Source organism: Streptomyces sp. NPDC006798 (genome assembly GCF_040635975.1).
Classification (GTDB): domain Bacteria; phylum Actinomycetota; class Actinomycetes; order Streptomycetales; family Streptomycetaceae; genus Streptomyces.
In genome coordinates this window covers 206,059-226,452 of record NZ_JBEYIS010000004.1, presented here as the reverse complement: position 1 = coordinate 226,452, position 20,394 = coordinate 206,059, and the positions used below count along the sequence as shown (strand labels likewise).

The 20,394-nt window shown below is 73.8% G+C and carries 14 protein-coding genes; 1 reads left to right on the top strand and 13 read right to left on the bottom strand.

The annotated features are described in order from the left end of the window. Window positions 1-36: 36 nt before the first annotated feature. Window positions 37-1,047, top strand: coding sequence for a methyltransferase domain-containing protein (locus ABZ714_RS04395; protein WP_358823615.1), 1,011 nt, complete (start codon window positions 37-39; stop codon window positions 1,045-1,047). A 23-nt stretch (window positions 1,048-1,070) separates the two neighbouring features. Here ABZ714_RS04395 and ABZ714_RS04390 read toward each other — a convergent pair whose 3' ends face one another. The 13 genes from ABZ714_RS04390 to ABZ714_RS04330 all read right to left on the bottom strand — a co-directional run bounded on the left by ABZ714_RS04390 (window position 1,071) and on the right by ABZ714_RS04330 (window position 19,969). Continuing rightward, window positions 1,071-2,549 carry an FHA domain-containing protein gene (locus ABZ714_RS04390; protein ID WP_358823614.1) on the bottom strand — a complete coding sequence of 493 codons (1,479 nt, stop codon included), beginning with the start codon at window positions 2,547-2,549 and terminating at the stop codon, window positions 1,071-1,073. A gap of 69 nt (window positions 2,550-2,618) precedes the next feature. Then, the gene (locus ABZ714_RS04385) at window positions 2,619-3,977 is read right to left on the bottom strand and encodes a VWA domain-containing protein (protein ID WP_358823613.1); all 1,359 of its coding nucleotides are present in this window, start codon (window positions 3,975-3,977) and stop codon (window positions 2,619-2,621) included. 237 nt (window positions 3,978-4,214) lie between these two features. Continuing rightward, window positions 4,215-6,014, bottom strand: coding sequence for a PP2C family serine/threonine-protein phosphatase (locus tag ABZ714_RS04380; protein ID WP_358823612.1), 1,800 nt, complete (start codon window positions 6,012-6,014; stop codon window positions 4,215-4,217). A gap of 3 nt (window positions 6,015-6,017) precedes the next feature. Next, window positions 6,018-8,741, bottom strand: a complete 2,724-nt coding sequence (locus ABZ714_RS04375; RefSeq protein ID WP_358823611.1) for a tetratricopeptide repeat protein — start codon at window positions 8,739-8,741, stop codon at window positions 6,018-6,020. After that, entirely contained in the window at window positions 8,738-10,084 is a 1,347-nt protein-coding gene (locus ABZ714_RS04370) for a hypothetical protein (protein WP_358823610.1), read from the bottom strand. Before ABZ714_RS04370 ends, ABZ714_RS04375 begins: the two co-directional genes overlap by 4 nt. 19 nt (window positions 10,085-10,103) lie before the next feature. Then, complete coding sequence (locus ABZ714_RS04365) at window positions 10,104-11,060, bottom strand: glutamate ABC transporter substrate-binding protein (protein WP_358823641.1); 957 nt, start codon at window positions 11,058-11,060, stop codon at window positions 10,104-10,106. Window positions 11,061-11,164: 104 nt separating this feature from the next. Beyond that, window positions 11,165-12,604: a hypothetical protein gene (locus tag ABZ714_RS04360; RefSeq protein ID WP_358823609.1), complete on the bottom strand. Its 1,440-nt coding sequence runs from the start codon at window positions 12,602-12,604 to the stop codon at window positions 11,165-11,167. 534 nt (window positions 12,605-13,138) lie between these two features. Next, window positions 13,139-14,128 (bottom strand): BadF/BadG/BcrA/BcrD ATPase family protein, encoded by a 990-nt coding sequence (locus tag ABZ714_RS04355; RefSeq protein WP_358823608.1) that lies wholly within the window; start codon window positions 14,126-14,128, stop codon window positions 13,139-13,141. After that, complete coding sequence (locus tag ABZ714_RS04350; protein WP_358823607.1) at window positions 14,119-15,384, bottom strand: 6-phospho-beta-glucosidase; 1,266 nt, start codon at window positions 15,382-15,384, stop codon at window positions 14,119-14,121. The genes ABZ714_RS04355 and ABZ714_RS04350 overlap by 10 nt, the downstream gene beginning before the upstream one ends. Before the next feature lie 7 nt (window positions 15,385-15,391). Then, on the bottom strand, window positions 15,392-16,333 hold the full coding sequence (locus ABZ714_RS04345) for a carbohydrate ABC transporter permease (RefSeq protein ID WP_358823606.1): 942 nt from the start codon (window positions 16,331-16,333) through the stop codon (window positions 15,392-15,394). Further along, window positions 16,333-17,274 (bottom strand): sugar ABC transporter permease, encoded by a 942-nt coding sequence (locus tag ABZ714_RS04340; protein WP_358823605.1) that lies wholly within the window; start codon window positions 17,272-17,274, stop codon window positions 16,333-16,335. The genes ABZ714_RS04345 and ABZ714_RS04340 overlap by 1 nt, the downstream gene beginning before the upstream one ends. Before the next feature lie 18 nt (window positions 17,275-17,292). Further along, a complete protein-coding gene (locus ABZ714_RS04335; RefSeq protein WP_358823604.1) occupies window positions 17,293-18,687 on the bottom strand; it encodes an ABC transporter substrate-binding protein in 1,395 nt (464 codons plus the stop codon). Between the two features lie 118 nt (window positions 18,688-18,805). Beyond that, window positions 18,806-19,969 carry an ROK family transcriptional regulator gene (locus ABZ714_RS04330; protein WP_358823603.1) on the bottom strand — a complete coding sequence of 388 codons (1,164 nt, stop codon included), beginning with the start codon at window positions 19,967-19,969 and terminating at the stop codon, window positions 18,806-18,808. Between the last annotated feature and the right edge of the window lie 425 nt (window positions 19,970-20,394).

The following is a 20,394-nucleotide window of genomic DNA, read 5'->3' as shown; positions in this document are numbered from 1 at the left end:
TCGCCTCGCGACCCTCCGGGCAGCACAGTGGGAGACATGGGGACCCTTCCGCAGCGGTACGCCGATCCCGCCGACGAGGCCCGCCGGGCGCTGGTGCGCGCGATGGCGGCCGACGGCGGGCTGCGGGATCCCGCCTGGCGGCTCGCCTTCGAGGAGGTGCCCCGCCATCTGTTCGTGCCGTACTACTACGTCCCCGTGCCCTCGGGCGCCGGACGGCCCGCCCGCTGGGAACGGCTCTGGGGCGAGGACCCCGACCCCGTCCGCCGGGAGCGCTGGCTGCGCGGCGCCTACACCGACGGGCCGCTGGCCACCCGGGTCCGGGACGGTGAACTGATCTCCTCCAGCAGCCAGCCGTCGCTGATGGCGCGGATGCTGGCGGCGCTGGAGGTGCGGCACGGGGACCGGGTACTGGAGATCGGCTCCGGCACCGGCTACAACGCGGCCCTGCTCTGCCACCGGCTCGGCGATACCCGGGTCACCACCGTCGATCTCGACCCGGAGATCACCGAGTCCGCCCGGGCCCATCTGGCGGCGGCGGGCTACCGCCCCACGGTGATCACCGGCGACGGGGCCCGGGGTGCCCCCGGGCGGGCGCCCTTCGACCGGATCATGGCCACCTGCGCGCTTCCGGTGATCCCGGACGACTGGCCGGCGCAGTGCCGCCCGGACGCGGTGATCGTGGCCCCGGTCTCCACCGGGCTGGTCGTGCTCCGGGTCCGGGACGATGCCCGGGGCCGGTTCGCGGAGGGCCGCTTCCTCCGCGTACCGGCTTATTTCGTGCCGCTGCGGGGTACGGGCGACGCCCCGCTGATCCGGACCCGCGGCCTGCCCCGGCACACGGTCGAGAACGATCTCTTCCGCTTCCTGCTGGCGCTGACGGCGGGCGGCCTCGACCCGCACGAGGCGCTCGCCCTCTGGGAGCGCGAGGGACGGCCGCGCCGCGACCGGTTCGGGATCACGGTCGGGGCGCGCCGTCAGTGGGCGTGGCTGGACGACCCCGGGGGCCCGTACGTCTGGCCCCTGGGGTCGTTCGGGCCGGAGGACTGAGACGGACCCGCGAGCCCGTCGGGTCAGCCGCGCCGGACCGTGATCGTGGTCCAGGCGCCGACATGGACCCGGTCGCCGTCGTTCAACGGGACGGGCACATAGGGCTGGATCGGCTCCTCGGCGCCGTTGAGCGTCGTGCCGTTGGTCGAGTTCTGGTCGACCACGGCCCAGGTGCCGTCCGGCTGCTGGACCAGTACGGCGTGCTTGTGCGAGACGCCCGGGTCCTCCGGCGGTACCGACAGATCTATATCGGGCGCCTCGCCGGTGGACTGGCGGCGACGGCCGATGGTGATCTGGTTGCCGGTGAGCGGCAGATGCTGCTCGGGGCTGTACGCGGGGAGGTTGAGGCCGCCCGCGTCCGGGCCGCTGCGCTGCATCATCGCCAGGAAGTAGTCGCGGTCGGGGGCGATCACGGCACTCCACGAGGCGGGCGCGCCGGGGCCGCCGAAACCACCGGGCGCCGACTGGTGCTGCCCGGGAACGGGTCCGGCGCCCTGGCCGGTGGCCGGGCCGCCCTGCGGGCCTCCGTAGGGCGGCTGGTACGCGCCCTGCGGCGGGCCCTGCGGCGGGCCCTGCGGCGGGGACGACTGCGACGGCGGGCTCAGCGGCCAGTCGTCGACCGGGGGAGCCTGACCGGGTCCCGGCCCACCGGGGCCCGGTGCGGGCGGCTGGGGGGCCGGGGGCTCGGCGGGCTGGAAGGCCGACGGCGCGGGCTGCCGCTGGAACGCGGACGGCGCGCCACCGGGGCCGCCCTGGGGGCCGTGCGGGTCCTGGCCGCCCTGGAACGGCGAAGCCTGCGGCGGCTGCTGGGTGAAGGACTGCGGGGGCGGCGCCTGGCCGCCGGGGTGCTGGTGTCCCGGGATCTGGCCGGGCATCCCGTGGCCGGGCGCCTCGTGCGGCGGCTCGGCGGGCCGGTTCAGCTGCGAGGGGCGCGAACCCTGGTAGTCGAACGGGTCGTGCGCCTGGGGGCCGGGGCCCTGGCCGCCGTGGCCGGGCACCTGCGGCCCGCCACCGGGACCGGGGCCGGGGCCGCCGGGCATGCCTCCGCCGGGGAACCCCGGGCCCTGGCCCGCGGCGCCCGGACCGGGCGCGGGCGGCGGGAAGCCGGGCGGCGGGGCGCCCTGGCCCGGGAAGCCGGGGCCGCCCTGCGGACCGGGGCCGGACGGCGGTCCGGGCTGGTTGGTGAATCCGGCGGGCAGGTTGAGGCCCGGCCGGGGGCCCGTAGCCACCGGGGTGTACGACGTCGCCGTGTTCGTCAGGAAGTTGTACCGGCACTCCTCGCAGAAAGGCGCGTTGGCCTCCCGGGGCGTACGGCACTGGGGGCACAGCTCCGCCTGCGCGGTGGCGTTCGGGTCGCCCGGGGGCGGCGGGAAGCCGTACCCCGGCTGCGGCGGAGGAGGCGGGACCGCCCCCGTGGGAGCGCCGGGGCCCGCCATGCGGTGGCCACAGACCTCGCACCAGTCGTCGGAACCCGACTGGTGTCCGTTCGGGCAGGTCGGCATGGAGGCGCCTCCCCCTCTCCTGTCCGGCCCGAGGGCCGTTGCTTCATCCGTCCTGGCGGCGGTACGCGGCTATCTCTTGACGCGGACCGTCTTCGTCGAGCGCGTTTCGAGAGTCATCTCGTCGGCCTCGGCGACCTTTGCTTTCAGTCGCACAGTACCCGTCGCCACGTCGACCACGTCCACCACCTTCGAAAGGAGTTTCGCAGTGTCCTCGTTTCCGGAGGCCGCGGCGAGCTGGACGGCCCGGCCCAGTTTGGCCGTTGCGTCGGGTATATCTCCTGATTTACGGGCATCCAGCCCTTGTTGTATGACCTGTGCCAGTTCGGCCTGGCCGGTGTAGTGCGCGACCTGGAGGTTGATCGCGGTGGACGCGGCGAGGTCGTCCGTCCACACCGCCCGGACCAGGCCCTGGGAAAGCACCTCGGGGGCGCCGCCGTCCGGCGCCGGAACGATCAGCGACGCCCGGGCCGCCAGCATCTCCCGGCCGACGGCGGCGGCCGGGACCCGGAGGCAGACGTGGTAGTCCCGCGACTCGTCGCCCCAGGAGCCGGTGGGATAGTCACCGGCGCGCGGACCGGCCTCCGTACGGCGCTCGGTGAGATCCTCCACACTCGGCGCCACCTGCTTCACGAACAGGATCTCGACCCCGACGGGCGTCCACAGCCGCAGGGCGACGTCCGCGACCTCCTTGCCCATCGTCTGCTCCATCATGGCCGTGAAGTCGGCCGCGAGATGCGCCGGATCGGCGACGATGTCGGCGGTGCCGAGCAGCGCCGAGGCGATCCCGGTGACCTCCTTCACCTCCCAGTCGGTGCCCACGCCCCGGGCGTCGCAGGTGAACCGGCCCGCGGCCGACTCCAGCGCCGCCGCCAACCCGGCCGGTTCCTCGTGCTCGTTCCGGCCGTCGGTGAGCAGGATGCCGTGGCGGATCCGGGCTTCGGAGCCGTCGAGCAGTCCACCGGCGAGCCGGAGCCAGGTGCCGATGGCCGTACCGCCGCCGGAGGTGAGCCGCCGCAGGGCCTCCTTCGCCTCGGCCCGGGTGGCCGCACCGGCGACCGCGAGCCGGCCGCCGTCCGGATAGATCTGCCGGGCCACATGCGTTCCGGCGACGACGGCGAACTCCGTACCGTCCCGCAGGGTGTCGACCGCGGCGGCCGTCGCGTCCCTGGCGTTACGCATCTTCTGCGGCGGGTACTCCATCGAACCCGAGCAGTCCACCATGATCACCACGGCGGCCGAGGGGCCGGGGGCCGGGATGCCCGCCGATGAGGCGGAGGCCGCGGTCAGCGGCGCGCCGCCGGTGGTTCCGCCGCCGGTCGAGGTGACCGTGACGATCGCGCTGACCTCCCGGCCGCCCTCCGGCAGGAACTCGTTCTGATAGACGTCGACGGAGAACCGGGGCACCTGGGACTTGGCGAAATCGGCCATCGTAAGGACTCCTTGCACACTCCGAAACGGCACGACAGAGGAACGGACAGACCAACGGGGGAAGGCGGATGACGGGCAGGGGCCGAGGGGGCGCGTGGCCCGTGTCCGCCGTCGGACCGGGCCCGCGACCGGGTTACGCGGCCGTCCGGGGTGCCCGGGGGGCCGCCGCGTACGGGGTGCTGCGGATCGACGGCCGGGGCGGCGAGGCCCCCGGCCCGGGCGGGTGCCGGCGGTGGTTCAGGACGGCCCACCCCCCTGCGGTCCGACGGCGAACGGGACGACCGCCACCGTCACGTTGTCGTGGCCGCCGCCGTCGAGGGCGTGTCCCACCAGCACCTGGGCGGCGTGCAGCGGCCGTACGGCGGCGTCGGCGGGGACGACCCCGGCCATCTCGTCGGCGCCCTCCGCGTAGTTCCACAGACCGTCGGTGCAGACCACGACGACCCCGGAGCGGTCCGGCTTGAACGCGGCCGTGTGCGGGTCGAGTTCATACGCGTCGGCGCCCAGCCAGCCCGTGATCGCGTGGGCGCGCTCGTCCGCGTACGCCTCCGCCTCGCTCATCAGGCCGGCGGCCACCATCTGGGCGGCCCAGGAGTCGTCCTCGGTGAGCCGGGCGGCGGGGGCGGACCGGTCGTCGGGCACCCAGTAGACCCGGCTGTCGCCGACCCAGCCGACGACCAGCAGTTCGCCGGTGGTGACCGCGCCGACGATGGTGCACGCGGGGGCGTTCTGCCGCCCGTGGGGGTCCTGCTCGGGCGCCTCGCCGCCGGGTCCCGGCGCGGCCAGGGCGTTGACCGCGCCCGCGGCGGCCACGATCGCGTCCCGCATGCCCTGCTGCGGATGGGTGCCCCGGGGCAGGGCGTCGACCAGGGAGTCCCGGGCCGCCCGGGCGGCGGCCTGGGACGCCTCGTCGGGCCTGGTGGCCGAGGAGACGCCGTCGCAGACGATCGCCACGACGGCGGGGGAGCCGTCGGGGAGGGCGGTGGACGCCACGCCGAACGAGTCCTCGTTGCGGTGGTGGCGCAGGCCCCGGTCGCTGACGGCGGCGACCGAGTCCAGTTCGTGTTCCATGTGATCGCGCTCCCGGGGCTGGGCGTGGCCGCAGTTCTCGCAGTAGCCGTCGGTGTCGACCCGCCCGGCGCGGCAGGCGACGCAGAGCTTCGGACCGCCGTCCGTGTGCGGGCTCCGGGGATCGGCGGCCCCCGGCTTCGGGGCCGTCGCCGGAGCGGCGGCCGGGGGAGCCGGCGGCGCCGTCGGGGCCGGAGGCGGCTGGAGGGTGAAGTCCCCGGACCCGGCGGCCGGCTGACCGGACGGATCGGGTCCGGGCCCGGCGGGATTCCCGGACCCGGTCGTGTACGCCGTCGGCCCGGCGGGCCGACCGTACGCGTCGGTGGGCGCGGGCGGGGGCGCGGCCGTCGCCGACGGCGCCCGGTGGTCGGTGAGCGCGGCGGGGGCGGCGGCACTGTTCGCGGGCCCGCTCATCTCGGCCAGCGCCGCGATCCGCGACCGAGGCGGCTCACCCGCGGCCTCCGTACCCCCGGCGGTCAGCGGCGGTTGCCCCGGAGGCGGTACGGCCCCGGGGGCGGCGCCCGGCCCGCCCGGCTGCCCGGCCGGACCGGTGGCCGGGGCGGGAACGGCCGGGGCGGGAACGGCCGGGGCGGCGGCTCCGGGCGGTGTGTCCGGTACCGGCGGTACGTATCCCGGCGGCGTACCCCCATGGGTGGACTGCCCGGACGGTACGGAGTGTTGACCGGGCGCCGGTACGGCCCCGGCGGCCGGGGGCACCGGATACCCCGCGGCACCCGCCGTACCGGCGGCCGGGAACGCGGGGGCCCCGGGCGGGGCGGCGGGGCGCGGCGGTACGGGCGGCGGGGCCGGGACGCCGATGGCGAGGGTCGGGCGGTCGCCGGAGCGCCCGGCGGGGGCGGGCGGAAGCTCGGTACCGCACCGACCGCAGAAGCGGTCGTCGGACTCCACCGGGTCTCCGCAACCCGGGCAGACGGCCGTTCCGGCCTGCTGAGGATTCTGCGACGGCATCGATCACACCCACGTCCGGGGGCGGAAGCGGTTGGCACGCTCCACCAGGTCCATGCGCTCCTCGCCGCGCCGGGCGAGCCGGGCGAGTACCCGGTAGGAGCGTTCCAGCCCGAAGCGGAGGCCCCGCTCGTCGAGCGGGCTGCCGAGCAGCGCACCACGGGACGCGCCGCCCCGCTGGGGCGATGCCGCCGCGCCGGGCCCGGGCGGCGGTGCTCCGGGACTACCGGAGAGTACCCAGTCCAGGGCCGTACCGAGTACTTCGGTGGCGAGCGATTCCCGGCGGACCGTGTCGAGCCCGGCCTCCTCCAGGGCCTGCACCTGGTGCGCGGCGGCCGTCAGCTCGGCCAACAGCTCCTCCTGCGGGGAGCGCCGGCGCAGCCGGGACCGTACGGCCGCGACCCGGGCCGCCGTGTAGTGGATCGACGCCTCCGGTACCGACTCCAGCGTTCTGACGGCCCCGGCCCGGTCGCCGGTGGCGAGTTGGACCCGGGCCAGGCCGAACGCGGCGCTCACATAGCCGGGATCGGTCGTCCACACCAGCCGGAAGTACTCGGCGGCGTTGTCCAGCTGGCCCAGGACCTCCGCGCAGATCCCGAGGGCCAGCTTGGGCGCGGGCTCGCCCGGGAAGGCGTCGTACACCGCGTCGAAGGCGAGCGCCGCCCCCTCCTTGTCGCCGACCACCAGGGACGCCAGTCCCCGGTACCAGATCACCCGCCAGTCGTCGCCGGACCGGCGCTCCAGCTCCGCCAGGACGGTGAGCGCGGCCGCCGGATCGGCCATCTCCAGCCGGGCCCGGACCTCCCGCAGCCGGGTCTCGGCCGACGGCGTCGGCGCGGTCGCGAGCGCGGCGATCAGCTCGGTGGGCGCGGCGGTCAGCAGCCCGGCGAGGAAACCGGCGTTCGGATCGTCCTGGTCGACCCGGGGGACCGGGAGGGCCAGCGCCACGGCCGGAAGGTCCGGCGGACGCAGATGGGGTGCGAGCCGCCCGACGGCGGGGCCGGTCGGGCCGCCCGTGCCGATGGCACGGGCCGCTTCGGAGACGGCCGCCGTTACGGGGGCACCGGCCGCGCCGACGGAGCCGGAGCCCAGCGGAGCGGGGCCGCCGGAGGACTGGGCCGGGATCACCAGCCGGGCGCCGGTGCCCCGGGCGGCGGCCCGGCCCCCGGTCCCCGACCGCAGCCGGTCCCCGGCCGCCGGACGGGCCCCCAGCAGGGAGACGTCGTCGGTGAGTTCCGCGAACAGCAGACTGTCGGTGACCTTCACCTCCGGCCCGAACAGGGTGGAGAGCGCCGGGCGCGCCCGGCCCGTCTGGATCGACACGACCTCCCGCAGCACTCCGGTGAGCTGCTCGGCCATCTCCTCGGCCGAGGAGAACCGCCGGGCCGGATCCGGGTCCGTCGCCCGTACCAGCAGCCGGTAGAACGACTCGTAGGTCCGGAAGACCTCGACCTTCTCCGGGTCGGGCAGGGAGTCGGCGTACACATTGGTGTACCCGGTGAAGTCGATGGTGAGGACGGCCAGGGTCCGGGCCACCGTATAGAGGTCGGAGGCGACGGACGGCCCCAGCTCGGGGACCTCCGGCGCCTGGTAGCCGACGGTGCCGTAGATCGCCGACTCGTCGTCGTCCATCCGGCGGACCGCGCCCATGTCGATCAGCTTCAGCTGGTCGGCCTGCTGGATGGCGTTGTCGACCTTGAAGTCGCAGTAGAGCAGATTGCGGCTGTGCAGATGGCCGAGGGCCTCCAGCGCCTCGATCCCGTACGCGCACGCCTGCTCGACCGGGAGCGGATCGCGCCGCCCGCCGTTGTCCCGCCGGTCGTTGGCGATCTCCTTCAGCGACTTGCCGCCGACGTACTCCATGACGATATAGCCGTCGAGGGAGCCGGCGCGCTGGTCGAGATGCTCGACGAAGTTGTAGATCCGGACGATGTTGGCGTGCTCGATCTCGGCGAGGAAGCGCCGTTCGGAGATCGCCGCCTCCATGGCGTCCTGGTCGCCGGTGTCCAGCAGGCCCTTGAGCACCACCCAGCGGTCGGAGACCGCGCGGTCGACGGCGAGATAGACCCACCCCAGGCCGCCGTGCGCCAGACACCCCACGACCTCGTACTGGCCGCGCACGATATCGCCCGGCCGCAGCTTGGGGACGAAGGAGTACGGATGGCCGCAGGAGGTGCAGAAGCCTTCTGTACGCCCCGTCAGCTCACCCCGGGACCGGCCCACCGGCGCACCGCAGTCGGAGCGGGAGCAGAACCGCTTGCGCTCGGGCACCTCCGGATCGGTCATCACCGCCGACCGGGGATCGGGCCGCGGCACCTCGGGTACCGACACCAGCCCCGCGCCCAGCCGGTTGCGGGCGGAGCCCCGGCTGGTGGAGCCGCTGGAGCGGACCGACACCGAACGGGACGGCGTGGTCGGGGTACCCGTACCGGAGAGGGAGCGGGAGAGCCGGCCCGAGACCGAACGCCGGGACGCCGACGACCCGGCCGACCGCGAGGACCTGGCCGACCGGGCGGAGCGCGCCGACCGCCCCGTCGCCGCCGACCGCGACGGACTCCCCGCACCCCGGGCGGAAGCCGCCGACCGGCCCGAGACGCCGCGACCCGCCACCGGCGCGAGACCGCAGGTGTCGCAGTAGAACTCACCGCCGCCGACGTCCTCGTACGTCCCGTCGCAGTCGGGGCGCCCACAGCTCCCCGGCCCGCCGCCCCCGCCGCCGTTACCGCTCACACGCCCCCCTCGCGGTCGCCGGAGCCGGTCCCTCCGGGCTCCGTTTGCGCCAGCGCCTCCGCCGCCGCCCGCTGATACCTCGACACCGCCTGCTCGGCCACCCGCAGATCGCACGGCGCGCTCCACAGCATCCTGCGGGCCGTGTCGTACCGCTCGACCAGCAGCGGGTCCTCGGCCAGCCCGTGCCGGGCCGTCTTCGCCTTGTACGCGTCCAGCCGCCCCCGCAGCTCGGCCCGGACCGCCAGCGGAGCCGTCACCGCCGTCAGCGACTCCCGGGCCCGGATCAACTCCTCCTCCGCCTCCCGCTCCAACGACTCCAGCAGCGGCGAAAGCCGGTGCCACAGGGAGTGCCTGCGGTACTCGGCGGCCGTCACCAGACGCTCCTGGAGCGCCGTCGGCGGGCCGCTGACCGCGGGCACCTCCGTGGCGGCGATCTTCGCCAGCACCTCGCCGCGGGCGGCGCGCGCCTCACTCAGGGTCCGGTCGGCCCGCGACAGCACGTCCCGCAGCCGGACCAGCCGCTCCTCCGAGTCCTGGCGGACCCCGAGCACCGCCTCGATCTCCCGCCGGATGTCCTCCAGGGCCCGGGCCGCCCGGTCGTACCGGTCGGTGTCGGGGCGGCCGCCGCCCGGTGCCGAACTGCGCGCCCCGGGCCGCCAGAACGCCAGCGGATCGGAGATCACCTGTGCCCGCAGCAGGGTCAGCTCGCGGGTGATCGCCTCCAGGTCGTCGCCCGCCGGATGCTCACCGGGCCGTACGCCCGCCGAGTGCGCCAGGGAGCGGGTGCGCCGCAGTTCGGCGGAGAGGAGGTCGATCCGGGCGGGCAGCGCCGACCAGACCGCGTCCGCCGTCACCACCATGTCCAGGGAGGCCGCGTACAGCTCGTTCATCCGCTCGACCAGACCTTCGAGGGAGAACCGCTCCGCGAGCTTCGCCGGGGCGCCCGGGACCAGCGCGTCCGGGGCACCCGCCGCCGGACCCGGAACCGTCACCCCCCGGCCGCGCAGCCGCTCCGTCAGCTCCGTCAGGTCCTCCCGGCTGGCCCACCGCCGCCGCGCCCTGATCTCCCGGATCTCGGTCAGCGCCGCCGAGTACGCCTCGAAGTACCCCCACAGCAGGGCGATCGACCGCTCGGCGGCGGCCCACCGGTCCCGGGTGACCCCGGTCAGCTCGGCCCCTTCGAGGAGTCTGCGGCCCGCGTGGTCCTGGAGGGCGAGCAAGGAGGACTCGACCGCCTCGTGCTCCGCGCCCAGCCGGGCCAGCGCACGGTCGACCTCGTCCCGGTCCATCACCGGCCCGGGCGGACCGCCTCCGGTCCCGGAGAATGATCCGGCGACGCCCATCGATCACCTCTTTCGTCGGTCAGCCGCTGCGGTACAGGGCGGGCGGAACGGACTTCTCGGGCAGATCGGCCTTGAGCCAGTAGTCGTACGAGCGCTGCCACTCTCCGCGCCGGTACTCCTCCAGCACCAGATTGATCCGCCGCACCAGATCGTTGTTGCCGAGCTTGGTCGCCACGCCGTAGTACTCGGTGGTGAAGGGCCCCTTGCCCTTCAGCTCGATCGCGGGGTCCTGGGCCGCCTGGCCCGCGGCGAGCGCGTCATCGGTGAGGACCGCGTCGACCAGCCCCTGCTGGAGCCGGACCAGACAGTCCAGTTGATTGGGTACGGTCAGAATGTCCTCGTCGGCCGGAGTCCCGTCGTTCCGGTCCTGGAAGACCGCGCCGAAGGTGTTCTTCCGCAGCTCGTCATAGGCCGTGGAGCCCTCCGCCGAACAGACCCGCTTGCCTCTGAGCGTGTTGTTCCAGCCGGTGACGGCGGACTGCTGCGGCGCCAGGATCTGCTGCCCGGCCTGGAAGTAGGCGGTGGAGAACGCCACCTGCCGGCTCCGCTCGCAGTTGATGGTCATCGTCCGGACCACGATGTCCACCGTGCCGTTGTCCAGTGCCGGTATCCGCTGGTTGGTGGGGACGGCCCGGAAGACCACGGCGTTCCGGTCGCCGAGGAGATTTCCCGCGATCGCCCGCGCGAGATCGATGTCGAAGCCCTTCAGCGCGCCGGTCACCGGATCGCGATAGCCCCAGCGGTAGCTGTTCTGATCCACCCCGACGACAAGATGGCCGCGCTTCTTGACGGCCTCGATCGTCGGCCCGCTGTCCGCGGACGCGGCCAGCGACGCCTCGGGGGACTCGCAGTCGTCCGCGGTGGCCGGGGCCGCCCGGCTCACCCCGGCGCCCCGCTCCGGGCCCGCGATCGCCGACCCGGCGTCCCGGGAGAGCGGAATCAGTGTCGCGGCGGCCAGGGCGCAGGCGGCGGCCATCGAGGCGACCCCGCCCCAGCCCCGCCGGACGAACCACCGCCGCGCGGACGCCTCCCCGCCGCCCCCGCCCCGCGCGGCCTGTCCGTCCGACATCACGCCCCCTCTCACCGGTACTCCGACAGCCTGCGATTGATCCCGAGCACCGCGCCCAGCGCGCCCAGCACCCCGAGTACCACCGCCCCCAGGGGCAGCGACCCGAGGGCGCTCCGGCCGTTCTCGGCGGCCTCGGTGAACTGCCGCTGCTCATGCGCCAGCGCCCGGTCCAGCTCAACGTCGACCCGGTCGAACTCCCGGCCCGTCGAACCCTCGCCGCCGATCACCAGTCTCCGCGCTTCCTCGTATCTCCCGTCCCGGTCGGCGGCACTGACCGATCGATGCACCTTCTGCCATTCGGCGACGCTCGTGGCCGCCTTCCGCAGCGGCGCCAGACCCCGCTCGTCGCCCCGCGCCAGCCGCTGGGCCCGGCCCAGGGCGTTGACGAGAACCCCCATGTTCTCGTCGTACTCCGTCTCGTACCTGTCGCGCTTCCCGTCGTCCGTGAGCACCGCGCCCCGGGCGACCAGGACGAGATTCTCGTTGGCCCGGGCCTTCAGGGAGCTGATCCGGGCCTCGTTGAGCGCCCGCAGCGACTGCTCGCCACCGGTCCGCGCCTCACCCAGCCGCGCCGCGGCCACCGCGTGCGCGGCGGTCAGCCAGAGCAGCAGCGCCACCGACGCCGCCGTGGCCGCCAGCAGCCCGTGGTTGAAGACCCGGTTCGTCCGCAGGAAGTTGCGCCGCTGGGCCCAGGCCAGCACGCCGATCGCGACCACTCCGGCCAGCAGGGCGAGCACCGGCCAGGCCGTGGCGTCCTCGTCGTCCCGGTCCAGCCGCGCGGTCTCCGCGTCGTACAGCCGCTGCGCGGCGGGCAGCAGCACCTTCGTCATCCGCTCGTTGGCGAACCGCAGATACGCGCCGCCCAGCGGCTTGCCCTGCCGGTTGTAGGCCCGGGCGGTCTCTATGAACCCCGAATAGACCGGCAACTGCTCGTTGAGCGTCCGGATCTGGCGGCCAGACTCGCTGTCGGCCACCGTATGCGTCGCGGCCTTCACCAGCAGCTGGGAGGCGCGCCGGATGTCCTTCTCGTACTGCTCGCGGACCGCGCGCGGCTCCGTCACGGCACCCGCCAGGAACCCGCTGGACGCAGCCGTGTCGGCGGCCGCGAGGGAGCGGTAGACCAGCGCCGCGTCGGCGCTCAGCGGCTGGCTGCGGCCCACCACGTCGTCCGCTGCCGCCGCCCGCTCGGACACCTCGGCGGCCGTCACCGCGCCGAACGCGAGCACCAGGGCCGCCAGCACCGCTCCGATGATCCGCAGCCGGCCCGGTTCGGTCGCCGCCGCCGCGCGCAGCCGCGCCACCGCCTCCCCGACGCTTCCCGGTCCGGATCCAGGTCCGGGCCCCGGCTCCGGCGCGGCACCCGGGCCGCCGAAGGAACCGGGCCCGGGGGATCCGGGCGCGGACACGGGAGCCGACGGGTGCGCTGCGCGCACCTTCGGCGGGTATGTCATCTGACCTCCCCCTCGGTCATCGACGGCGGCCCGGCCTCACCACGGGCCGGGCCGGGCGGACCCCTTGGCGAGAAGTATGGCGTCGAAGACCGTCACGCACAGCAGGCTTGACTGGATCTTGCACCGGAACGCCGGCCACGGGGTGATGAACCCCGCCCCGCCGTACGCCCCCACCCGGCCGTCCAGCGCCGGATGCCGTCAACCGCCCCGCGTTCCCGCCCCGGACCGATCCCCGGGGGTCACCCGGGTCCGTCGGCCGTCGCCTCGCACGGCACGCGCCCCACGCACGGCCGTACGCCCTCTCCTCCCGCGGATCTCGTTCCCCCTGTATACGCTCCCGCGCCGCCCGCGGTTCCAGCCGGGGCCGCCCCTGTGGACAACCTGGCGAAGGCTCGCCACCCACGAGCCCGAATCCGTCCCCGACACCGACCCCGGCCCGGGGCCCGGAAGCCGTCCGGGAAGCCGAACGCCCCCGCCCGGCCCGTGTCGGCGGGCCCGGCGGAGGCGTGCGGTGTCATGACGTACGGGTACCGGCTACATCCCGTAATGCTCCCGGACCCTGGCCCGGGCCTCCGGCGGAGCGCCCACCCGGTCCAGACCGAGCAGGGCCGCCCCCAGGACCGGCGGCGCGGTCAGCCACCGGGGCACCGCCTTCGGTGCCCTCGCCGCCAGCAGGGCGGTGATCCGGGCGTCCAGTTCGGGGTGGCGGGCCGCCAGCACGCTGCCGCCCAGCACCACCGGCACCTCGTCGGCCAGCAGGCCGAGCCGGTCCAGGGTGACCGAGGCCATCGCCACCACCTCCTCGGCCAGCCGGTGGACGAGCGCCGCCGCCACCGGGTCGCCCCCGGCGCTGGTGGCGAAGAGCACCGGGGTCAACTCGTGCACCCGGGCGTAGGGCAGGGTCCGCCGGTGCAGCGCCTCGATCAGCTCGGCCATCGATCCCAGCCCGAAGTGCCCGGGCAGCGTCCGGGCCAGCGCCGACGGCTCGCCCCGTCCGTCCTCGGCGCGCGCGCCGGCCCACAGGGACTCCTCCGCGAGCCCCATTCCGCCGCCCCAGTCGCCGGAGATCTTCCCGATCGCCGGGAAGCGGGCGGTCCGCCCGTCGGGCAGCATCCCGACGCAGTTGATACCCGCGCCGCAGACCACCGCGACACCCCTGGGCTCGTCGACCCCGGCCCGCAGCAGGGCGAAGGTGTCGTTCCGTACCACCGTGGTACGGCCCCAGCCCCGGGCGTGCAGGGCGGCCGTCAGCTCCGCCTCCTCCACCGGCAGATCGGCGTTGGCGAGACAGGCCGAGACCTCGGCCACCTCGTCCACCGGGCGGCCCGCGATCCGGGCCGCCTCCAGGGCCGCCGCGACGGGCCCGGCGAGGGCCTCCACCGCCGCGGCGACCCCGACCTTCGGGGGCTGGAAGCCCACTTTCTCCCGTGCCGAGCCGAGGACCGATCCGTCCGGCCCCACCAACGCGACATCGGTCTTGCTGTTGCCCGCGTCGATCGCGAGGACCGCTGCGGTCACGCCCACGCCAGGTGCTCCCGGTTGTGCGCGATCAGCCGGTCGGTCAACCGCTCCGCCGGGGTGAACTGGCCGATCAGCGGATGGGCCAGCAGCGCCCGGAAGACCCGCTCCCGGCCGCCGCGCAGCGCCGCGTCCAGCGCCAGGTCCTCATAGGCGGTGACATTGGCGATCAGTCCCGCGAACACCGGGTCGACCTTCGGGACCGGCAGCGGGGCCGCGCCCTTGGCGCCCACGGCGGCCTGGACCTCGATCACCGCGTCGTCCGGCAGGAACGGCAGCGTCCCGTTGTTGAAGGTATTGACCACCTGGTACGGGCTGCCCGCCCCGCCCAGCAGCGCCGCCGCCAGATCGACCGCCGCCTCCGAGTAGAACGCCCCGCCCCGCTTGGCCAGCAGCTCCGGCTTGGTGTCCAGCTCGGGGTCCCCGTACATCTTCAGCAGCTGCCGCTCCATCTCGGCGACCTCGGCGGCCCGGGACGGCTTGGTCCGCAGCTCCTCCACGACCTCGTCGTGCTGGTAGAAGTAGCGCAGATAGTACGAGGGCACCACGCCGAGCCGGTCCTGGACGGCCCTCGGCATCCGCAGATCGGCGGCGATGGCGTCACCGTGCCCGGCGAGCAGCTCCGGCAGCCGGTCGGGTCCGTCGGGCCCGCCGATCCTGACGCCGGTCTCCCAGGTCAGATGGTTGAGCCCGATATGGTCCAGATGGACCTCGGACGGTGTCACGTCCAGCAGCCGGGCGAACTTCCGCTGGAACCCGATGGCGACATTGCAGAGCCCGACGGCCTTGTGCCCGGCGGTCAGCAGGGCCCGGGTCACGATGCCCACCGGGTTGGTGAAGTCGATGATCCAGGCGTCCGGGTTGGCCCGCCGGACCCGTTCGGCGATGTCGAGGACGACGGGGACGGTCCGCAGCGCCTTGGCGAGTCCGCCCGCGCCGGTGGTCTCCTGTCCGATACAGCCGCACTCCAGCGGCCAGGTCTCGTCCTGGAGCCTGGCCTCCTGTCCGCCGACCCGCAGTTGGAGCAGGACGGCGTCGGCGCCCTCCACCCCGGCGTCGAGATCGGACGTGGTCACGATCGTGCCGGCGTGCCCCTGCTTGGCGAAGATCCGCCGGGCGAGCCCGCCGACCAGCTCCAGCCGTTCGGGAGCGGGGTCGACCAGGACCAGCTCCGTGATCGGGAGCGTGTCGCGCAGCCGGGCGAACCCGTCGATCAGCTCCGGTGTATAGGTGGATCCTCCACCCACGACTGCCAGTTTCATTCGGTTCCTAGCCCTTCACTCCGGTCAGTGTCACACCTTCGACGAACGCCTTTTGGGCGAAGAAGAAGACGAGGATTACGGGGGCCATGACCAGAACGGTCGCGGCCATGGTCAGATTCCAATCGGTATGGTGCGCGCCCTTGAACGATTCGAGGCCGTAGCTGAGCGTCCAGGCGCCGGGTTCCTCGGAGGCGTAGATCTGCGGGCCGAAGTAGTCGTTCCAGGCGTAGAAGAACTGGAACAGTGCCACGGCCGCGATCCCGGGCTTCGCCATCGGCAGCACGATCCGGATCAGGGTGCGCAGTTCTCCGCAGCCGTCCACCCGGGCGGCGTCCAGGTACTCGTCGGGGACGGTGAGCAGGAACTGGCGGAGCAGGAAGACGGAGAAGGCGTCGGCGAAGGCCATCGGCACGATCAGCGGCCAGAGGCTGCCCGCGAGGTCCAGCTCCTTCGCCCAGAAGAGGTACATCGGTACGACGACGACCTGCGGCGGCAGCATCATCATCGCGATGACCAGCATCATCGCGAGCCGCTGGCCCCGGAACCGGAACTTGGCCAGGGCGTAGGCCACCGGGATCGAGGACACCACGGTGAGTACGGTGCCCAGACCGGCGTAGAGCAGGGTGTTCCGCCACCAGGTGAGAAAGCCGGGAGTGTTGAAGACCTCGGCATAGTTGCCCCACTCCCAGGTCCGGGGGATCAGGTCCCGGGTGAGCGCCTGCTGATCGGACATCAGGGATGTCAGTACGACGAAGACGAAGGGGAGGACGAAGAAGAGGGCGGCGGCCACGGCGAGGGAGTGCACGGCGATCCAGCGCAGTACCGACCGGCGCCGGGCGGCACGGGCGGCGGGCCCCCGGGCGCCGGGGCGGTGCCGTACGGGGGTCGCGGCCGGGGCGGGGGCCGGGTTCGGGGCCGGGTTCCGGTTCGGTTCCTGGTTCGCGGCCATCAGTCACCCACCCGGATCAGACCGCCGCGGCGCCGCATCAGTACCGCGGTGAAGAGCATGGAGAGCGCGAAGAGCACCAGGGCGACGACGGCGGCCGAGCCGTAGTCGAAGCGCTGGAAGCCCAGGTCGTAGACGAGTTGGGGCAGGGTGAGGGTGGACTTCTCGGGGTAGCCGGGCTCGAACTGCTGGCCGCTGCCGCCGATGATCCCCGACGCGACCTTCCCCACCACCAGCGGCTGGGTGTAGTACTGCGTGGTCTGGATCACCCCGGTGACGACGGCGAACAGCACGATCGGGGCGATATTGGGCAGGGTGACGAACCGGAACCGCTGGAAGGCCGAGGCGCCGTCCAGTTCGGCCGCCTCGTACTGCTCCTTCGGCACGTCGAGCAGGGCGGCCGTGAAGATCACCATCAGATCGCCGATCCCCCAGAGCGCCAGCGCCGTCAGCGCCGGTCTCGACCAGTCGGCGTCGGTGAACCAGCCGGGGGCGGGCAGTCCGGCCGACTCCAGGAACGAGTTCACCGGCCCCGTACCGGGGTTCAGCAGAAAGACGAAGGCCAGGGACGCGGCGACCGGCGGGGCGAGATAGGGGAGGTAGAAGAGGGTACGGAAGACGCCGCCGCCGGTTCTGATCCGGATCACGAGCAGCCCGATACCGAGGCCGAACACCACCCGGCAGCCGACCATGACGACGACGAACCAGAGGGTGTTCTCCAGCGCCGGGACGAAGAGCCGGTACTGGGAGAAGACATAGGTCCAGTTCTCCAGACCGTTGAAGACGGGCGGCCGGAAGCCGTCGTACTGCGTGAAGGAGAAGTAGACGGTGGCGATCAGCGGATAGGCGAAGAAGACCCCGAAGCCGATCAGCCAGGGCGACAGGAACGCGAGGGTACGGAGCGCCGAGCGGCGGCGCTTCGAACGCAGGGTGTGGGTACGCATCCGGTACGGTTCCGCCCGCTACTTCTGCTTCTCGATATCGATATCGATCTGCCGGGCGGCGGCCTTCAGACCGGCCCGGAGATCCTTCACCTTCCCGGCCTCGTACCGATAGCCGAGGTCCTGGAGGGTGACCTGATAGGCGCCGCCGTCGACCTGGGCGGGGGTGGTGGACGACTTCGGGTGCCGGGCGATGTCGATGAACGTCCGGAACGCCGGGTCGTACCTCAGGCCGGGCGAATCCAGGGCCGCGACGGTGGAGGGGATATTGCGGATGCCGTTGGCGAAGGCGACCACCGCTTCGGTGTCCGTGGTCATGTACTTCACCAGCTCCCAGGCCGCGTTCTGCTTCTTGCTGGTGGCGGCGATGCCCATGATCGTGCCGGAGAGATAGCCCATGCCGTAGTCGGCGGCGAGTCCGTCGGCGACCGGCAGCGGAGCCGTACCGATCTCGAAGCCGACCCCGGCGTCCTTCGCCATGCCGAGCCGCCATTCGCCGTCGAGCTGCATGGCGACCTGGCCGGTGTGGAAGGGGTGTTCGGCGCCCCATTCGTCGCCGAAGGTGTTGCGGAACTTCTCCAGTTTGGTGAAGCCGCCGAGCTTGTCGACCAGGTTCTTCTGGAAGGACATCATCTCCGCGAAGGCCGGATCGTCGGCGACCTTCGACTTGCCGTCGGTGTCGAAGTAGGTGGGCGACCACTGGGACGCGTAGTGGGACGTGGTGGTCTCGTAGCCGTGGTAGTTCGGCATGAAGCCGAGCTGCTGGTAGCCGTCGCCACGCGGCCGGGTGAGCTTCAGCGCCACCTTCTCGAACTCGCTCCAGGTCTTCGGGGGCGCGGTGATCCCGGCCTGCCGGAACGCGTCCTTGTTGTAGTAGAGGCCGTAGGCGTCGTGCAGCAGCGGCAGGGAGCACTGATTGCCGTCGAACCGGGTGTACTCCAGCAGCGGCTTGTGGAACACCTTGGTGGCGTCGATCTTCGACTTGTCCAGGAAGGGTTGGAGATTCACCAGGGCGCCGGTGTCGCAGAACTTCCCGACGCTGTCGGTGGTGAAGGAGGCGATCACATCCGGTGCCTTGGAGCCGCCCGCGCGCAGCGCCTGCTGGATCTTGGGGTCGGTCATGTTCCTCACGGTCTTCACCGTGATGTTGGGGTGGGCGGCCTCGAAGCGGCGGACGTTCTCCTCGATCGCCGCGACCTCGGCCTCCGCCGACCAGCCGTGCCAGAGGGTGAGGGTCGTTTTGGCCCGGGGGTCGTCGTCGGCGGCCGTCTCGTTCGATCCGGTACAGGCCCCCGCGAGCAGGGCGACGGCCGCCGTCAGGGCGAGGGCGCCGGTGGTCCGGCGGCCGCGGACGGCGGTACGGACCCGGGCGCGGTCGGCGCCGCGGGGCCGGGGGCTCTCCGTGCGTATGGACATGATTTCTCCTTGGGGCGGTTCGGCCGGATCAAGGGATGGGGGATGTCCGTGCGAGGGATGAGGGGGGTGAGGGCCGGGGGACGAGGGGGACGGAGGTGGTCGGGGTCGGGGTCGGGGTTCAGCGGGCCGAGGTGTCGAAGACCTCGTCGCGGGTGGTCGCCAGGGCGCTCTCCAGCGCCCCGCGCAGTACCGGGTGTTCCCGTACGGCGGAGAGCAGCAGCCGGGGCCGGGGCGCGGCCAGTTCGGTCAGCTCCGCCTGGACCCGGGCGAGCAGCGGCTCCCCGCCCGCGGTGATCGCCTCCCCGGCGAGCACCACCAGCTCCGGGTCGAGGACCGCGACGACGGAGGCCAGTCCGGTCGCCAGCGCCGTGGCGTACGAATCCAGCAGGGCGCGGCAGGGCCCGTCGGCGGCCTCGGCCGCCCGGGCGACCAGTGCCGGGGCGACCTCGGTGTAATGGCCGCCGCCGATGTTCCCGACGCCCAGTTCACGGGCGAGCCGGGGTAGCACCTGGGCCCCGGCCAGTTCCTGGAAGCCGCCGCCGTTGGCCCGGGCGACCCGGCGGACCAGCGGGGTGCCGGGTACGGGGAGGAAGCCGACCTCGCCCGCGCCGCCGGTGAAGCCCCGGTGCAGCCGTCCGCCGATCACCACGGCGGCGCCCAGGCCCTCCTCGTTCCAGAGCAGGACGAAGTCGTCGTGGCCGCGGGCCGCGCCGAGCCGCTGTTCGGCCACGGCGACGAGATTGACGTCGTTCTCGTAGGCGAAGGGCATCGGCAGGGCGGCGGCGAGATCGTCCAGCAGGGTGGGGGAGTGCCAGCCGGGCAGATGGGAGGCGTACCGCAGCCGTCCGGTGTTGGGGTCGAAGGCGCCGGGGGTGCCGATGACCAGCCGGTGGATCCGGTCCAGGGCCACTCCGGCGGCCTCGGCCGCGCCGCCGACGGCCTCGGTGACCTGGCCGACCGCGTCCGCCGCCCGGCGGCGGGGGGTGGGCAGCTGGTACTCGCCGACGATCGTGCCGGTGATGTCGGCGACGGCGGCCCGGATCCGCTGCGGGGAGACGTCGAGCCCGGCGGCGTAGGCGGCCCCGGCGTTGATCGCGTAGAGCTGGGCGCCGGGTCCCGGGCTGCCCTCCGTCGTGCCTGTGGCGATCACGAGCCCGGCGGCTTCGAGCCGTACCAGCAGTTGGGAGGCGGTCGGCTTGGAGAGGCCGGTCAGTTTGCCGATCCTGGTCCGGGAGAGGGGGCCGTGTTCGAGCAGCAGTCCGAGCGCCGTGCGGTCGTTCATGGCCCGCAGCACACGCGGGGTTCCGGGGACCAGTCCGGCCACGGCGGCACACCTGCCCTTCGGCTGCGGCCCGCCGGTGACCGGCGGACGGGCGTAGGTTGTTAGGAAAGTTTCCTAACCGATCCAGGTGAAAGTAAGCCGGGGGCGAGGGGAGCGTCAATGGCCGGGCCCGTAACGGCAGGCGAGACATCCCCTATGCAGGGTTATGTCATACGGATCGTCATCCGCTCGCGGCCCCGGGCCGGGCAGATCGCGGTCCGGCGGTCGGTCGGCCCGGCAGCCCGGCGGTCGGTCGGCCCGGCCGGCCGGGACCGGCCTGGAGCGGACAGACCGGGAGCGGCCGGGCCGGAAAGCCCGGTGGGGGCGGGCCCCGGGGGGGGGGGCGGCCCCCCCCCGGCCCGGGGGGGCCCGGGGGGACGGCGGGA

Bases quoted from the DNA above. Each gene is read 5' to 3' on its own strand.
- ABZ714_RS04335 (WP_358823604.1), bottom strand. From the start codon at position 18,687: ATGTCCATACGCACGGAGAGCCCCCGGCCCCGCGGCGCCGACCGCGCC.
- ABZ714_RS04365 (WP_358823641.1), bottom strand. From the start codon at position 11,060: ATGGCCGCCGCCTGCGCCCTGGCCGCCGCGACACTGATTCCGCTCTCC.
- ABZ714_RS04390 (WP_358823614.1), bottom strand. From the start codon at position 2,549: ATGCCGACCTGCCCGAACGGACACCAGTCGGGTTCCGACGACTGGTGC.
- ABZ714_RS04395 (WP_358823615.1), top strand. From the start codon at position 37: ATGGGGACCCTTCCGCAGCGGTACGCCGATCCCGCCGACGAGGCCCGC.
- ABZ714_RS04385 (WP_358823613.1), bottom strand. From the start codon at position 3,977: ATGGCCGATTTCGCCAAGTCCCAGGTGCCCCGGTTCTCCGTCGACGTC.
- ABZ714_RS04370 (WP_358823610.1), bottom strand. From the start codon at position 10,084: ATGGGCGTCGCCGGATCATTCTCCGGGACCGGAGGCGGTCCGCCCGGG.
- ABZ714_RS04345 (WP_358823606.1), bottom strand. From the start codon at position 16,333: ATGGCCGCGAACCAGGAACCGAACCGGAACCCGGCCCCGAACCCGGCC.
- ABZ714_RS04380 (WP_358823612.1), bottom strand. From the start codon at position 6,014: ATGCCGTCGCAGAATCCTCAGCAGGCCGGAACGGCCGTCTGCCCGGGT.
- ABZ714_RS04360 (WP_358823609.1), bottom strand. From the start codon at position 12,604: ATGACATACCCGCCGAAGGTGCGCGCAGCGCACCCGTCGGCTCCCGTG.
- ABZ714_RS04330 (WP_358823603.1), bottom strand. From the start codon at position 19,969: ATGAACGACCGCACGGCGCTCGGACTGCTGCTCGAACACGGCCCCCTC.
- ABZ714_RS04340 (WP_358823605.1), bottom strand. From the start codon at position 17,274: ATGCGTACCCACACCCTGCGTTCGAAGCGCCGCCGCTCGGCGCTCCGT.
- ABZ714_RS04350 (WP_358823607.1), bottom strand. From the start codon at position 15,384: ATGAAACTGGCAGTCGTGGGTGGAGGATCCACCTATACACCGGAGCTG.